Consider the following 14,826-nt stretch of genomic DNA (forward strand, 5'->3'; position numbering starts at 1 on the left):
CTGTCTGCACATGCATGCGAATGGATCTAGCCAACCATGGCGGGACGGCAATATTATCGGCGGATATGGGGCTCCTGCCGTATTGGCGGTTTAGGTGACAATTCTCGGGTTTCGCGTTCTCGGTCCGCTGGAAGTGGCGGTGGACGGACAGGTGGTGCCGCTCGGCGGCCCCAAACCGCGTCTGCTGCTCGCCGCACTGCTGCTCCAGCCCAACGTCGTGGTCTCCACCGAACTGCTGATCGAGGTCCTGTGGCCCTCGTCGGCTCCGCGTTCGGCGGCGGCGAACATCCGCACCTACGTCCATTCACTCCGCAAACGTCTCGCCGACCGCGACCCCGGACTGGGGGAACGCATCGGCAGCCGGGCGTCCGGCTACATCCTCAAAGCCACCCCTGAGGAGATCGACCACATCCGATTCGGTGATCTGGCCGCCCGCGCACAGGACGCGCTCGGCCACGGGCAGGCCGAATCCGCCCTCGACCTGCTGGATCAAGCCGAAGCGTTGTGGCGTGGCGAAGTCCTCGAAGGGCTCCCCCACGACCACGGCTGGGGCGCGACCGTGGCCCGGCTGACGGAATTGCGGCTCGCGGTCCAGGAACAGCGGCTGCGGGCGAGGATCGAACTCGGCCGTACCTCCGAAGCCGTCGCCGAACTGCGCGGCCTGGTCACCGAGCATCCGCTGCGCGAGGAACTCTGGCAGCAGCTGATCGTCGCGCTGCGGGCCGACGGCCGCACGACCGACGCGATCGAGGCGTACGAAACGGCCGAGAAAGTGCTGGCCGAGGAACTCGGCACCGAACCGGGGCCGCGGCTGCGGGAACTGCGGGCTTCGCTGGTCGTGGCTCCGGACACCATGGCCCTCGCCGTCACCCGGCCGATGGCACCGGTCTGCCAGCTGCCACTGGACCTGCCGGACTTCACCGGCCGCGAAGAGGTGGTCGGCGAGCTCGTCGGTCTCCTCCGCGACCGCCGCGAACAGGGAAAACCCACCATCGCGGTGTTTTCGGGGGCGCCGGGGGTCGGCAAGTCCTCGGTCGCGATCCGGGTGGCGCACGCGGTACGGGAAGACTTCCCCGACGGCCAGTTGCACGTCGACCTCGCCGGGACGTCGACCTCGCCGAGGCCGCCGATGACCGTGCTCGCCGAGTTGCTCCGCGCGCTGGGCGTGCCGGACGCGGGGCTGCCGCGTGATCTCCCCGAACGCGCGGCGCTGCTGCGGTCCCGGCTGGCGAGCACCCGGATGTGCGTCGTCCTCGACGACGCCGGCAGCGCGGCGCAGGTCCGGCCGCATCTGCCCGGCGCGGGCGCCTGCGCGGTGCTGATCACCAGCCGGATGCGGATGCCGGATCTGGCCGGGGCCACCCCCGTCGACGTCGACCTCCTGCCCGAGGCGGAGGCCGCGAAGCTGCTCGAAGGGATCGTCGGAACCGATCGGGTCGCCGCCGAGCCGGAATGCGCGACCGCGATCCTGCGCCACTGCGGTCATCTGCCGCTGGCGATCCGGGTCGCCGGGGCGAAGCTGACCCACCGGCCGGGCTGGACGCTGCGCGTGCTGGCGGACCGGCTGCGGGACGAAAGACGAAGACTGGACGAACTCCGCGTCGGTGATCTGGCCGTCCGGGCCAGTGTCACACTCAGCTACGACCTGCTGCCGATGTCGGCGGCGTCCGCGTTCCGCGGCCTCGGCGGGCTCGGCTCGGTCCAGTTCCCCTCCTGGGTGGTCGCGGCCCTGCTCGGCCGCACCCACGCTGACGACGTCCTCGACGTGCTGGTGGACGCCCACCTGGTCGATCTCGTCGGCTCGGACGGCACCGGCGAGCCCCGCTATCGCCTGCACGACCTGTTGCGGTGTTACGCCGCCGAACTGCGTGCGCAGGACGTCCCGGCGAAGGCGCGCGACGCCACGAAACGGGTACTGGAGGGATATCTCGCGCTCGCGGTCGAAGCCGCGGACCGAATGCCGATCCATTTCTTCGGGCTCTACCGGGATGACACGGTCGCCCAGCCCGCGCTCCCGCCAGGGGCCGAGCGGCTGATCGAGGATCCGGCCGCGTGGTTCTCCGCCGAGCGGCACACCTGCGTCGCCGCCGTCTCGCTGGCCGCCGACCTCGGTCTCGACGCGCTCGCCTGGCGTCTCGCCGCCGCGCTGGCGCCGTACTTCGACCAGCGCGGGCATCAGGACGACTGGCTGCACACGCACGCCGTGGCGCTCGCCGCCGCCCGCCGATCCGGCGAGCTACGCGGCGAGGCGATCATCCAGCGCAACCTCGGCCAGGTCCAGCTGTACCAGGACAGCTACGCCGAAGCGCTGGTCGCGTTCGAGCAGTCGCAGCTGTTGTTCGACAAGATCGGCGAGGCGCGGGGCGCGGCGATCGCGCTGGCCGGGCTCGGCACCGTGCTGCGGATCAAGGGCGAGGACACCGTCGCGCTGGAGCACTGTCACGCGGCACTCGATCAGTTCACGGCGGCCGGTGACCCGCACGGCGAGGCCGTCGCGCGGATCGCGATCGGCGCGGTGTGGCTGGCGCGACGCCGATTCGCCGAGGCGGAACACTGGTTCACCGAAGCGCTCGAACAGTCCGCGACCATCGGCGACCGGCATCGGGAGGCGCACGCGCTGAAGCGGCTCGCGATGCTGCGGCAGCATCAGGGCAATCTCGCCGGGGCGCGTGAGTGGGTCGACCAGGCCATCGCGATCTTCAACGAACTCGGCGACGACCATTGCGTCGGGTACGCGAACCAGAATCTCGGCGAACTTTATCTGCACAGCGGCGATCTGGCGCACGCGCAACTGCTGCTGGTCAATTCGCTGAGTGTGCACCGGCGCAACGGGGACCGCCGGTCCGAGGCCGAGGTGTCGCAGTTGCTCGGGGAACTGCACGAGGCACTGAGCCAGCCGGAGCGGTCGCGGACGTACTCGGAACGCGCGCTGGCGTTGTGGCGGGAACTCTCCGCGCGGCCACAGGAATCCGCGCTCGCCTCGCGTCTTCAGGAATCCGCGGAAGCCTCCTACGGCGACTCCGCGAGCGCCTGACGCCCCGCAATTCGGCACCTGGTTGCGATTCACCCATCGCAACCAGGTGCCGAATCGCGTTTGTATCGATCGTGTACAGGTCCCGGAGAAGCTCCCTTCGTAGCAACCGAGAGTGCTCGAAGGGAGACCGGAATGGTCCGGACCGTGAAGGCCCGCCGTGTGATGGCGGCCGCGCTGGCCATGGGGGCGGTCACCGCGCTGGCCGCCAGCCCCGCGAACGCGGCCCCCGAAGGGAGCTGGCGCGCCGACCTGTCCACTGTGGACGGCGATGACGTCAACGTTCGCAGCGACGGTGGCGTGCTCAGCCTGGAAAACGCCGCCTGGCACAGAAAACCCGACTCCATCGGCAGCCAGGGCTACCTGCTGCTCGGCGAACAGAACCTCGGGAAGCCGGTGAACCGCGTCACCGCCCAGGTGACCGCGGACGCGCCGAAGGGCACCGAAGTCGAGGTCGATGTCCGCGGGAAGCTCAACTCAAACGACTGGACCGAATGGACGCCCACCGAGGGTGGCGCCGCCCAGCTGTCCACTTCGGTCTCCACGGTCCAGGTCCGGATCGGACTGCGCACCGTGAACGACGGCGTGACCGCGAAGGTCAGCGACGTCACGCTCCAGGGCGAACTCGGCCCGCAGGCCAACGCGATCGGCGCGGCCGCTGCCCCGCTGACGTACAAGGTGTTCGGCACCCGCGAAGGTCTCGTCGGCGGCACCACCGCCAACGGGCACGTCATCAAGTCTCGCGACCACTTCGTCGCCCTGCCTTCGGGTCGTGGCCTGGCGCCGAAGAACACCGGCAACTACACCGTCCGCATCTGCCGCACCGACAACAGCCGCTGCGAGTACGCGCCGGTGTGGGACGTCGGCCCGTGGAACACCAAGGACGACTACTGGAACCCGTCGGCCACCCGTCAGATGTGGAAGAACCTGCCGCAGGGCAAGCCCGAAGCGCAGGCCGCGTACCAGGACGGCTACAACGGCGGCAAGGACGAGTTCGGCCGCAAGGTGGCCAACCCGGCGGGCATCGACCTCGCCGACGGCACCTTCTGGGACGGCTTGAAGATGTCGGACAACGGCTGGGTCAACGTCTCCTACCTGTGGACCGGCTCCGGCCCGACCGGTGTCGTCAGCACGGCGGGCGACCCGATGAACGTCCGGGCGTCGGCGAGCACCACCGCGGCGATCAAGGGCCTCGCGGCGAACTACGCGAAGGTCAACATCGAATGCTACGTCGAGGGCGAGACCGTCACCGGCAAGTTCGGCACCAGCAACATCTGGGACCGGATCGGCCCGGGGCACTACATCTCCGACACGTACCTGAAGACCGGATCGGATCTGCCCGTCGCACCCAAGTGCGCGTGAACCCCTGAACGCGAAGGCCCGGCGTACCCCATAACGCCGGGCCTTCGCTTTGTTCCTTTGAGCGGCACAGTTGGCGCAGTGCCGGACCGCGCCCCTCACTGTGGATTTTGGTGCGTTGGATGATGCTGTTGGTGAATTCGTGGCCACGCGAAGCTCTCCTGGCGTGTTGCCGGGGACCACACGCGTGACTGGACGGCGATCACGTGTGTCCAGGCGGAGAACTCGCGTGACTGGATGGAGAACACGCGACGCCCCGGGGCCCTTTCGCCTGGCCACGAATTCGCCAACAGCATCGTCAGATGACCAGAAATCCACCCGGTCCCGTACGAGGAGACCCTGTGACCACCGGATCCGGAGGGGGTGTGTGGAAATAGGGACACTCAACGTCCCTATTTCCACACACCCCTAGCCCGTATACGCGGCATACCTCTCGGTCGCTGACCGTCACACCCGTAAGCCGATTCGGTAATCAGGCCTGGTCGATGAACTCACTTCAGTAACCCTTTGCGCTCATCCGGTTGACCGGGGTAACCAGAGACCCTAGTTTCGCCGGAGGTCTCCACCGCGCGCAGACCGATCGGCTGGTTCAGGTTGTTCCGTGACTATGGGGTGGAGATGCGAGGGCCGACGAAGACGCTCGTCGTTGCCACTGTGCTCGCTTTGGGCATGGTGTTCGGGCTGACCGGGTGCGGCGGTGACGAGCCTGCCGGGATGGCGGCCAAACCGATCCGGATCGCGTTCGTGCCGAAGGTCGCGGGCATCCCGTACTTCGAGGCGATGAACACCGGCGGGATCGCCGCGGCCAAGCAACTCGGTGTCGAATGGACCTCGACCGGTCCGGCGACGGTGGACCCCGCCGCGCAGGTCTCGATCGTGCGCGACCTCGTCGACCAGCGGGTGGACGTCATCGCGATCGCCCCGAACGACCCCGGCTCGATGGCGCCGGCGATCACCGACGCGCGGGCCAAGGGTGTCCATGTGATCACCTCGGACACCGACGCGCCCGGCACCGATCGCGAACTCTTCGTCAACCAGGCGACGCCGGAGGGCATCGGCAAGGCGCTCACCGACGCCTTGATGACGAAGATGGGCAAGGCAGGTAAGTACGCGATCGTCTCGTGCGGCGAGACCGCCGAGAACCTCAACGCGTGGATCGCCGTTCAGCGTGCCTATACCGCTACGGAGTATCCCCATGCGCAGCTCGTCGAGACGGTCTACGCCGGTGAGAACAAGGACACCGCCACCTCGATGGCCAAGGCCCTGATGGCCAAGTACCCGGACCTCACCGGCCTCGTCGGCGAGTGCACGACGTCCGCGCCCGGGGTCGCCGAGGCCGTCCGTTCCCAGCAGAAGATCGGCCGCGTCTTCACCGTCGGCGTCGGGACACCGCAGGCGATCAAGCCGTACCTCTTGGACGGTTCCGCGTCGCTTTCCGTGCTTTGGAACGTCGAATCGCTCGGCTACCTCACGGCTTGGGCCGGCAAGCAGATCGCCGAGGGCAAACGGCTCGGCCCGTCGAACAAGGTCAACCTCGAACTCCCGGCGATCAAGTACGACGAGGCCACGAAGACCGTGCTCCTTGGCGACCCGCTGCTGATCACGCGCGAGAACGTGGACCAGTTCAAGTACTGACTCACCTGCCCCGCCGGACAGCACCCGCCGCCGCACCGCCGCCGAGGATGAGCACCAGCGCGGTCAGGCCCCACCGGCGCTTCTCCTTCGTGCGGGCGTGCGGGTCGGCGTCCGAAGCCTTCTCACGTTCCCTTGGCGGGGCGGCACGGGTCGGCTTTGGCGCCGGGGCGGGCGGCGGGACGACCTTGGGCGAGGAAGTGGGCGCCGGGCTCGGCGACGACGTGGGCGTCGGACTCGGGCTCGGGCTCGACGTCGGTGAAGGGGTCGAGGTCGGGCTGGGAGTCGGAGTCGGTTTCGGAGTGGGAACAGGAGTGGGCGCAGGAGTCGGAGTGGGGGTCGGCGTCGGCTTGGGCGGTTCCGGGTTCGGCGGCTCGGGGACTTCGGGGGCGGTGAGACAGCCCGCCGCGTCCGAGCCCGCCAGCGGCGCGCCCGAACGCACCACGGTCACCTGCCCGCCGCGATCCAGGCGATAGAGCACGCTTCGCCCGCCGATCCGGTTCGCCGTGGCGTACAAGGCGCCGTCGCGGGCGAGCACGACGGAACCGTAGACGTCGGCGGGCGGGAACCGGGCGTCGTCGGCTTCACGGACCTTTCCGGACTCCGGGTCGATGGTGATCACGGCGCCTTTTCCGCGCCAGGTGGTGGAAACTCCGTAGAGCAGTCCGTTGTGATACGCGAAGTCGTTGACGTCGTGGACGAGCGTGATCGGCCGCAGGAACACCGTCCGGATCACCCGCAGGTACCGCTCCCCCGGCGTCAAGTCCACTGTGTACAGTGTGCCGTTCCTGAGCAGGTACCAGGAATTCCCGCCGATCGCGCCGGCGGTCACCCCCGCGACGGGACTCCACACCGGCAGCCGGTTCCCGGCGCGGGTGATCGGGCCGAGATCCCGGGTGCCGCCGTCACGATCGATCGTCACCGCGTGCGCGCCCCGGCTGAGTCCTTCGGCGACACCGAAGACCAGGTCCCGGGTCGCGGAATAGCCGAGCGCGTTGAGCCGGTACCCCGCGTCGGTCACGCGCGAAGTGGTCCCCGAACCGACGTCGAGCCAGCGCAGCTTCGACTTCCCGTGCGAACCCGTCTCGGCCTGCACCACCAGGCAGGTCTCGGCGGCGCGCGCGGTCATCGGGGCCAGCAGCGCCGACGCGCCCACCAGCCCGGAGACGGCCACCATCGCGGCTGCCCGCGTCACCCCGTCCACGGTGCTCAGGAGATCCTTGTCAGCGCGGCGGTGAACGCGTCGGGCGGGATCCGTACCCCGCCGCCGAACGGGTTCTGCAACTGGTAGATCGCGAACAGCAGCAGCGTGACCGTGCCTGCCAGGGTGGAGACGATGACCAGATGCGCGGCCAGCCGGGTGCCGCCGAACAGGTTGGGCAGCAGCACCGAGACGAGGCTGCCGAGAATGAGTGCGAACCAGACGACACCGCCGACCCTGCCGCCCTCGACGGCGCTGAGCCGATCCTGCCTCGCCTCGTAGACCTGCCAGAGCTGGGCGGCCGCCTCGGCCTTGCGCTCCCGGACCCAGTCCTCGTCCGACGGGGCCTTGTCCACCGCCTTCCGCAACTGGTCGAGCTGCGTCCAGCCGGTGTCGGGGACGGTCTCCCCGCCCGCGGCCATCAACGGCCATTCCTTTTGTTCGACCGTGGCGATGTACTCCGCGCTCAGCTTCCGGACCTCGTCCTTGACCTCCGTCCCCAGTGAATCGGAGGCCCAGACGGCGGCGACCAGGCTGTCCGCCTCGTGATAGGAGCCTTCGCGTGCCGCGCTCGTGGAGTCGAAGAGGGAGATCAGGATGAACGCGACCAAGACCGCGTGCAGCCCGCCGACGATGGTGAACACCTGGCCTGCGGCGTCGTTGTTGTCCGGCCGTCCTTCGTCCCAGCCGAACCTGCGGACGAGGTAGCCGACGAATCCCGCGCCGACCGCCGCCCCGACGACCCAGGCGATGCCGGTCAGGTAAATGCCCATTCGACTCCTTACCCCGTGGAGACTGTTGAAACTAGTTCACCGTCCGCCGCACCGAGAAGGTCAGTTGAATCAATTCATACTGGCGGCGCAGAAGAGAAAGTCGATCATCACCGGCTCGGCCCAATTTCCCATACCGCGAAACGATTTTCGACACGCGCCGGAAAGCTCCGTCACCACCGTGAGAGCAAGGCTTCACGACCGAGTGAGCAGCCGCCACTGGACGTCACCGATCCGGCAAACAGGTGAACGTACCCGGCTACCCGATCGTGTGTTTGTGCGGGGATTTTCGCTTGCTATGTTCATTTCGCGCCTCCCCATTCGGGCGGGTATCCGCGATTTGTGAATTCATTGAGACCCGACGCGCCAGGAATTCCGGAGAACGCCGAACCCGGGCGTAAGGCTGAGAGGGAGCCCGTTGACCACCATCGACACCCGCGCCGGTGCGCGGCCCGCCGGCGAGGTTCTGAGCTGGAGCCGGAATCTGCTCGACCCGGCACTGCGGGACGCGGTCGGGAAGCTGCCGGAGTCCATGCGGCTGATCGCCGGCTACCACTTCGGCTGGTGGGACGAGCACGGCCGTCCGTCCACTTCGGACGGTGGCAAGGCGTTGCGGCCCGCGCTCGCCCTGCTGGCCGCAGAGGCTGTCGGCGGCGACGCCGAAGTCGCCGTCCCGGTGGGGGTCGCGGTGGAGATGGTGCACAACTTCTCGCTGCTGCACGACGACGTGATGGATTCCGACACCACCCGGCGGCACCGCCCGACGGCCTGGACCGTCTTCGGCACCGGCGCCGCGATCCTCGCCGGGGACGCCCTGCTGAGCCGGGCTTTCGAGGTGCTGTCCCCGTTCGGGCAGACCGCGCTGCGAGTGCTGAGCACGGCCGTGATCGACCTACTGGAAGGACAGAGCGCGGATCTGAAGTTCGAAGAACGCGGTGACGTCGACACCGCAGAATGCGTACGGATGGCCGAGGGGAAGACCGGCGCGTTGCTCGGGGCGTCTTGCACGCTCGGCGCGCTCGCCGGGGAAGGGAGGCAGGATCAGGTCGACCGGCTGACCGAGTACGGGAGGGCACTCGGGCTGGCGTTCCAGCACATCGACGATCTCCTCGGGATCTGGGGCGATCCGGCGGTGACCGGGAAACCGGTCCACTCGGATCTCTCCAACCGGAAGAAGTCCCTGCCGGTGGTAGCCGCGCTCCACTCCGGGACGGATGCCGGGCGAGAACTGGATGTCTTGTACCGCAAGGAAAACCTTGACGCCGCGGAATTGCCCCACGCGGCGGAACTGGTGGAACGGGCGGGCGGCCGGACGTGGAGCCAGGAGCAGGCCGACGCGCTCCTGACCGGCGCGCTGCACCATCTCGCCGTCTCGAACCCGGTGCCCCGCCCAGGCGCCGAGCTCGCGGCCCTCGCGAAACTGGTGGTGCGACGACGATATTGAAGGCGGGCGCGGAGAGGGCACGGGTGGGCCGGGCGAACAGCTCGGCCCACCCGTGTTCCGTTCAGCGACCGGGGCGGGTCAGGCCCTGGTCACCGGCACCACGGCTGAGGACGACCTCGTCGGTGTTTTTGAGAGCGGTGCTCTTCAGTGCATCCGCCCCGGCGTCGCCGCTCTGCCCCGCGGTCAGGTCGAGCAGCCGGATCGGCGGGCCGAGCTGGACCAGCGTCGGGACGTACTCGGCCTTGTCGACCTTCCATCGCTCACCGTCCCGCACGAACCGGAACCGCGCGGCCGCGCCCTGTTCGGTCGAGCCCTTCGGCTCCGAATGCCGGGCGACGCTGTTGCCGAGACCGTAGGCGACCCATTTGCCGTTGATCTGCTCGAAGGGCTGCACGACGTGCGCGTGGTGGCCGATGATCAGGTCGATCGAGTCGTCGCCGAGCAGCTTCTTCGCGAGCTGGCGCTGTTCCGCGTTCGGCTCGTGCTGGTATTCGGTGCCCCAGTGCAGGCTCGCGAGCACGACCTGAGCACCGGCCTTCCGCGCGGCCTTGGCCTCGGCGATCACCTTTTCGGCGTCGATCTGGTTGACCAGCCAGGGTTTCCCCGAAGGCACCTTGATCCCGTTGAACCCGTAGGAGAAGGAGAGCTGGGCGACCTTGACCCCGTTGACGTCGACGATCAGCGGCTTCTTCGCTTCTTCGGCCGAGCGCGCCGAACCGGTGTGCTTGATCCCCGCCTCGTCGAGTTTGTCGAGTGTCCGCGTCGCACCCTCCACGCCCTGGTCGATCGTGTGGTTGGACGCCGTCGAGCAGTTGTCGTACCCGGTGTCCTTGAGCGCGTCGACGATCTCGGGCGGCGCGCTGAACGACGGATACCCGCTGTACGGTCCGCCCTTCGGGGCGAGCGGGGTCTCGAGATGGCAGATGCCGAGGTCGGCCCCGGCGATCAGCGGCTTGATCCCGGCCAGCAGCTGCCGATAGTCGATCTCGCCGTTGCCGTCTTCCTTCGCCTGGTCGGTCAGCGCGGGGTGGATCAGCACGTCGCCGGTCGCGACCACGGTGAACGACCCGTCCGGCGTCGAAGACCGCGCGGGCGGGGCACTGGACGCGGCGGGCTGCTGCTGTGGCTCGGGAGTGGCACTGCACGCGGCGAGCAGTACGGCGGCGCCGAGGAGAGCGGTGGTCTGACGGGCGCGGGAGGTGAACATCGATTCCCTCGATCGGGTGACATGCTCTCTTCATCCTGCCTTACGCCGATCGGGCGTGACACTCAACCAAAGTCAACAAGAATCATCGGACAGACTTCGGACAAGTTCCACAGGATCGCACCGCCCTCTCCCTCGCGTTTCGTCCCCTAGTTGCGGTAGTTGCGCGTGCAAGGACCGCATTCCGGTGCCGAATTGCGGGGGTCAGGCGAGGCAATCGGACGGATCGCCGCGGCGGAGGGCCGGATCGTCCTGGAGGAAGGTCCGCGCGACGCCCGGGCCGCTGGAGCGCGTCTCGAACCGGACGGTCACCCGGCCATGCCCGGCGCCCTGCACCCAGCCGGTGCCATGCGCGTCGTGCACCACGTCGTCGCCGGGCCGCCAGGTCGATGGGACCACGGGCACCGGCGCGGGTGCTCGCGAGACCGACGGCGCTTCGGTGACCGGAACGGAAAGAGTGAACAGCGGATCCTGATGCGGCACGGAAAGCCCGGAGAACGCGACCCCGGCCAGCCGCACCCCGCCGAATTCGGTCGGGTCGATCAGCAGCCGTTCCGCCATCGAAGCGAGCTGGTCGAATTCGTCGGTGGGCGAGGCCATCGTCTCCGAACGCGTGACCGTGCTGAAATCGGTGTGCCGCAGTTTCACCACCACCGTCCGCGCGACCCGCTCGGCGTTGACGAGCCGGTTGTGCGCGTGGACGGCGAGATCGCGGACCTCGCGCCGCAGGCTCGCCAGGTCGATCAGGTCCCTGTCGAAGGTCGTCTCCGCGCTGACCTGCTTGAGTTCCGCGCGGTCGGACACCGGCCGGTCGTCGACACCGGTGGCCAGCCGCCGCAGGTCCCGCCCGACCACACTGCCCAAAGTGGACACCGCGTCGGCGTCGGAGAGCGCGGTCAGCTGCCCCAGCGTCCGGACGCCGATCGCCCGCAGTTTCCCCTCCGCGACCGGGCCGATCCCCCACAGCGCCCTGGTCGGCAGCGGGGCGAGGAAGTCACGTTCGGTGCCCTGGTCGACGACGAGCAGCCCGTCCGGTTTGGCCTCGTCCGACGCGACCTTCGCGACCTGCTTCCCCGACGCCGCCCCGATCGACGCCACCAGGCCGATTTCGGACCGGATGTGCTCCCGCAGTCGGGCACCGAACTCGCGCACCTCGGCCGACGAAGCCCCGGCCAGCGAAGGCGGTTCCGCGAAGGCCTCGTCGAGCGAGATCCGTTCCAGCACGGGCGCGTATTCGGCGACGAGATCGAACACCCGCGTGCTCAGCAGTTCGTACAGCTTGAACCGCGGCGGCAGGATGACCCCGTTGGGCGGCAACAACCGCCGGGCCTGCGACATCGGCATCGCCGATTTGATGCCGTGTTCGCGCGCCTGGTAACTCGCCCCGGCGACCACTCCGCGCGGGCCCGCGCCGCCGACCAGCACCGGCCGCTGCGCCAGGGTCGGCCGGGTCAGTTGTTCACAGGAGGCGTAGAACGCGTCCATGTCGAGGTGGATGACCCACCGGTCATGCCCGCCCATCGCCCGGAACCTCGAGAAGACGATGCAGGGCCTTCGTGTACTCCTCGAACGCGGCCCGGCCCCGGGTGGTCAGCTCGACCAGCGTCACCGGCGTGCGGTGCTCGAAGGCCTTGGTGATCTCGACGTAGCCGGCGTCCTCGAGTTTGCGCAGATGCGTCGACAGGTTCCCCGGCGTCATGTCCAGCAACTGTTGCAACCGCGGGAAAGTGATGCGGTCCCCCGGCCCGAGGCTCGACAGCGCCACGGTGACCCGCAGCCGCGCCTGCGCGTGGATCACCGGATCGAGCTGGGGCAGCCCGTCTTCGCTCATCGCGACCGCACCAGGAAGACCAGCGACGCCACCAGGAAGCCACCGCCGCCCGCCAGGCTCAGCACGAGGAAGTTGTGCGGTCCCCCGGCCAGCACACTCGCCGCGCCGCACGCGATGATCCACACACCGAGGCCGTACTGCACTTTGCTCTGCCACAGCATTCCGCCGGCGAGGTACATCAGGCCGGTCAGCGTGAGCGCGGTCCCGGACCACAGCAACGGGATCAGCTCGGTGTCGAGGCCGAGCCGGATCAGCGCGGTGTTCACCACCGTCAGCCCGCCGAACGCGATCATCCAGCTCCACCCGTACATCGCCCCGACGAGCCGGGACGGCCCGCGTACGCCGCGGCTCGCCCGGATGCCGTAGACCGCCGAGTACGCCATGGCCCCGGCGAAACCGGCGGCGGCGATCGCCGCGGCGGCCCACAGTGGCATCAACGCGGTGGGCGGGGCGGAGACGTAGACGAGGCCGAAACCGAACAGCCACACCGCACCCCAGACGGCGAGCAGCACCGCCGGATTCGGCCCGATCCCACGCCGGGTTTCCTCCGACTGCCTGGCGATGAGCGCGAGCGACTCCTCAGGCGTCATCGGCCGCGCGTCGTCGTCCCGTTCATCGTCCACCACTTCGGAAAACTAACACGGGTTCACAGTCTCGCCGTGTCAAGCCGGAACCTCGCCATCACCACCAGCGCGGGCACCACCAGCCAGCCCACGAGCACTCCGGCGGCGGTCAGCGTGCCCGAACCGCCGAGCACCGGCGCACGGCCGATCTCGCCGAGCCAGTACGTCGGCATGAGGTGCCCGGCGGTGTTCATCCAGCCCGGCAGGACCTGCAACGGGATCCACAACCCGCCGAACATGCCCAGCGGCAGCATCAGCGCGCCGGTCACCGCCTGCACGGTGTCGCCCTTGCCGAACAGGCCGATCATCAGGCCCAGCACCGCGAAGGGCAGCGTCCCGAGCCACAGCGTGCCGAAGATCGTCAGCCACTGGCCGGTTTCGAGCCGGATGCCGCGGATCATGCCCGCCGCGAAGATCACCAGCAGGACGGGCAGCGCGACGAACAACCCCGCCGACACCTTGACCATCAGATAGCCAGGTGCCCGCATCGGCGTCAGCCTCAGGGTGCGCTGCCAGCCGTCGGTGCGTTCGGTGGCGACGCGGGTGCCGGTGAACAGCGCGGCGGTCATGGCGCCGTACGCGGCCATGTTCACCATGGTCACCGTCGCGGTCGAGACGCCCGGTGCGATGTCGCGGGCGCCGAAGATCCCGCCGAACAACAGGAACATCGCCAGCGGCATCCCGATGGTGAACAACGCGAACTGCGGGCTGCGGACGATGCGTTTGATCTCCAGCGCCAGGTAGGTCATGTTCATCGCAACGCTCCTTCGGCCACATCGGCGGTCAGCGCGATGAAGGCCTCTTCCAGTCCCACAGCGGTGATTTCGATGTTCGCGGCGAGCGGGAACTCGCGCAGCAGACCGCGGATGGCGGCGTCGGAATCGGCGCAGCTCAGTTCCGCGTGCCCGGCCCGCAGCACCGCGCGCGACACTCCGGGCAACGCGGCGAGCGCGGCTTCGGTGGCGTCCGGGACGACGGCGCGCAGCATCCGGCCGGCGACCGCGGCCCGGACCTCGCCGACCGGCCCGTCCGCGACGATCCGGCCGTGCCGCATGAGCACCACGCGGTCCGCGTAGTCCTCGGGCTCGGCGAGGTAGTGCGTCGCGAAGAGGACCGTCCGGCCCGTCTCGGTGTACTCGCGCATCGACGCCCAGAACCGGCGGCGGCCCTCGACGTCCATGGCCGCGGTCGGCTCGTCGAGCACCAGCAGATCCGGATCGCCGACCAGCGCGAGCGCGAACCGCACCCGCTGCTGTTCGCCGCCGGAGAGCTTCCCGCAGCGGCGGTTCGCGTACTCGGTGACCCCGGCGCGTTTGAGCACCTCGCGGATCGGCGGCGGATTCCGGTGCAGCGAGGCGAACAGGCCGACGAGTTCGGCGACCGTGGCGTCCCTGAGCAACGTCCCGTTCTGCGCCATCGCGCCGACCAGGCCCCGGTCCATCGCCTCGGCGGCGCTGAGCCCGGCGACCCGCACCTGACCGGCATCGGGCCTGGTCAGGCCCAGCAGCATGTCGATCGTGGTCGACTTGCCCGCGCCGTTCGGCCCGAGCAGCGCCACCACCTCCCCCGGTGCGGCCCGCACACTGACGTCTTCGACGGCCAGGACGTCACCGAAGCGCTTCACCAGCCCTTCGAGACTGAACGCGTCCGCCATGACTTCCCCCTTCAAGCACTCTGAACTACAAAGCTCACTTCCACTTTGTAACACAAAGTCCCCTGCGGAGGAAACCT

General features: G+C 69.0%; 12 protein-coding genes. 4 read left to right on the plus strand and 8 right to left on the minus strand.

Translation table 11 applies throughout. The features are described from left to right. Positions 1-94 precede the first annotated feature (94 nt). The 3 genes from ACLARN_RS09980 (at position 95) to ACLARN_RS09990 (ending at position 6,025) form a co-directional block, all read left to right on the plus strand. On the plus strand, positions 95-3,034 hold the full coding sequence (locus ACLARN_RS09980) for a BTAD domain-containing putative transcriptional regulator (RefSeq protein WP_409491038.1): 2,940 nt from the start codon (positions 95-97) through the stop codon (positions 3,032-3,034). A gap of 132 nt (positions 3,035-3,166) precedes the next feature. Beyond that, complete coding sequence (locus tag ACLARN_RS09985) at positions 3,167-4,393, plus strand: hypothetical protein (RefSeq protein ID WP_409491039.1); 1,227 nt, start codon at positions 3,167-3,169, stop codon at positions 4,391-4,393. 615 nt (positions 4,394-5,008) lie between these two features. Next, positions 5,009-6,025: an autoinducer 2 ABC transporter substrate-binding protein gene (locus ACLARN_RS09990; protein WP_409491040.1), complete on the plus strand. Its 1,017-nt coding sequence runs from the start codon at positions 5,009-5,011 to the stop codon at positions 6,023-6,025. 1 nt (position 6,026) lies between these two features. Here ACLARN_RS09990 and ACLARN_RS09995 read toward each other — a convergent pair whose 3' ends face one another. Further along, positions 6,027-7,217 carry a DUF6923 family protein gene (locus tag ACLARN_RS09995; protein ID WP_409491041.1) on the minus strand — a complete coding sequence of 397 codons (1,191 nt, stop codon included), beginning with the start codon at positions 7,215-7,217 and terminating at the stop codon, positions 6,027-6,029. Between the two features lie 14 nt (positions 7,218-7,231). After that, positions 7,232-7,996: a hypothetical protein gene (locus ACLARN_RS10000; RefSeq protein WP_409491042.1), complete on the minus strand. Its 765-nt coding sequence runs from the start codon at positions 7,994-7,996 to the stop codon at positions 7,232-7,234. A 415-nt stretch (positions 7,997-8,411) separates the two neighbouring features. Between ACLARN_RS10000 and ACLARN_RS10005 the strand changes: the two genes are divergently transcribed. Further along, positions 8,412-9,437: a family 2 encapsulin nanocompartment cargo protein polyprenyl transferase gene (locus tag ACLARN_RS10005; RefSeq protein WP_409491043.1), complete on the plus strand. Its 1,026-nt coding sequence runs from the start codon at positions 8,412-8,414 to the stop codon at positions 9,435-9,437. A 61-nt stretch (positions 9,438-9,498) separates the two neighbouring features. On the opposite strand, the gene ACLARN_RS10010 is transcribed toward ACLARN_RS10005, so the two are convergent. The 6 genes from ACLARN_RS10010 to ACLARN_RS10035 form a co-directional block, all read right to left on the minus strand. Beyond that, positions 9,499-10,644 (minus strand): CapA family protein, encoded by a 1,146-nt coding sequence (locus tag ACLARN_RS10010; protein WP_409491044.1) that lies wholly within the window; start codon positions 10,642-10,644, stop codon positions 9,499-9,501. A 201-nt stretch (positions 10,645-10,845) separates the two neighbouring features. Continuing rightward, positions 10,846-12,162 (minus strand): DNA polymerase IV, encoded by a 1,317-nt coding sequence (locus tag ACLARN_RS10015; protein ID WP_409491045.1) that lies wholly within the window; start codon positions 12,160-12,162, stop codon positions 10,846-10,848. Beyond that, a complete protein-coding gene (locus ACLARN_RS10020; protein ID WP_020634259.1) occupies positions 12,149-12,472 on the minus strand; it encodes a transcriptional regulator in 324 nt (107 codons plus the stop codon). The genes ACLARN_RS10015 and ACLARN_RS10020 overlap by 14 nt, the downstream gene beginning before the upstream one ends. Continuing rightward, the gene (locus ACLARN_RS10025; protein ID WP_409491046.1) at positions 12,469-13,098 is read right to left on the minus strand and encodes a hypothetical protein; all 630 of its coding nucleotides are present in this window, start codon (positions 13,096-13,098) and stop codon (positions 12,469-12,471) included. Before ACLARN_RS10025 ends, ACLARN_RS10020 begins: the two co-directional genes overlap by 4 nt. A gap of 20 nt (positions 13,099-13,118) precedes the next feature. Then, on the minus strand, positions 13,119-13,850 hold the full coding sequence (locus ACLARN_RS10030) for an ABC transporter permease (RefSeq protein ID WP_409491047.1): 732 nt from the start codon (positions 13,848-13,850) through the stop codon (positions 13,119-13,121). Next, positions 13,847-14,749, minus strand: a complete 903-nt coding sequence (locus ACLARN_RS10035; RefSeq protein ID WP_409491048.1) for an ABC transporter ATP-binding protein — start codon at positions 14,747-14,749, stop codon at positions 13,847-13,849. Before ACLARN_RS10035 ends, ACLARN_RS10030 begins: the two co-directional genes overlap by 4 nt. Positions 14,750-14,826: the final 77 nt, after the last annotated feature.

It is taken from the genome of Amycolatopsis sp. cmx-11-12, from assembly GCF_046269425.1.
GTDB lineage: Bacteria > Actinomycetota > Actinomycetes > Mycobacteriales > Pseudonocardiaceae > Amycolatopsis.

Coding starts and splice junctions, on each gene's coding strand:
- ACLARN_RS09985 (WP_409491039.1), top strand. CDS start 3,167: ATGGTCCGGACCGTGAAGGCCCGCCGTGTGATGGCGGCCGCGCTGGCC.
- ACLARN_RS09990 (WP_409491040.1), top strand. CDS start 5,009: ATGCGAGGGCCGACGAAGACGCTCGTCGTTGCCACTGTGCTCGCTTTG.
- ACLARN_RS10000 (WP_409491042.1), bottom strand. CDS start 7,996: ATGGGCATTTACCTGACCGGCATCGCCTGGGTCGTCGGGGCGGCGGTC.
- ACLARN_RS10010 (WP_409491044.1), bottom strand. CDS start 10,644: ATGTTCACCTCCCGCGCCCGTCAGACCACCGCTCTCCTCGGCGCCGCC.
- ACLARN_RS10015 (WP_409491045.1), bottom strand. CDS start 12,162: ATGGGCGGGCATGACCGGTGGGTCATCCACCTCGACATGGACGCGTTC.
- ACLARN_RS10020 (WP_020634259.1), bottom strand. CDS start 12,472: ATGAGCGAAGACGGGCTGCCCCAGCTCGATCCGGTGATCCACGCGCAG.
- ACLARN_RS10030 (WP_409491047.1), bottom strand. CDS start 13,850: ATGAACATGACCTACCTGGCGCTGGAGATCAAACGCATCGTCCGCAGC.
- ACLARN_RS10035 (WP_409491048.1), bottom strand. CDS start 14,749: ATGGCGGACGCGTTCAGTCTCGAAGGGCTGGTGAAGCGCTTCGGTGAC.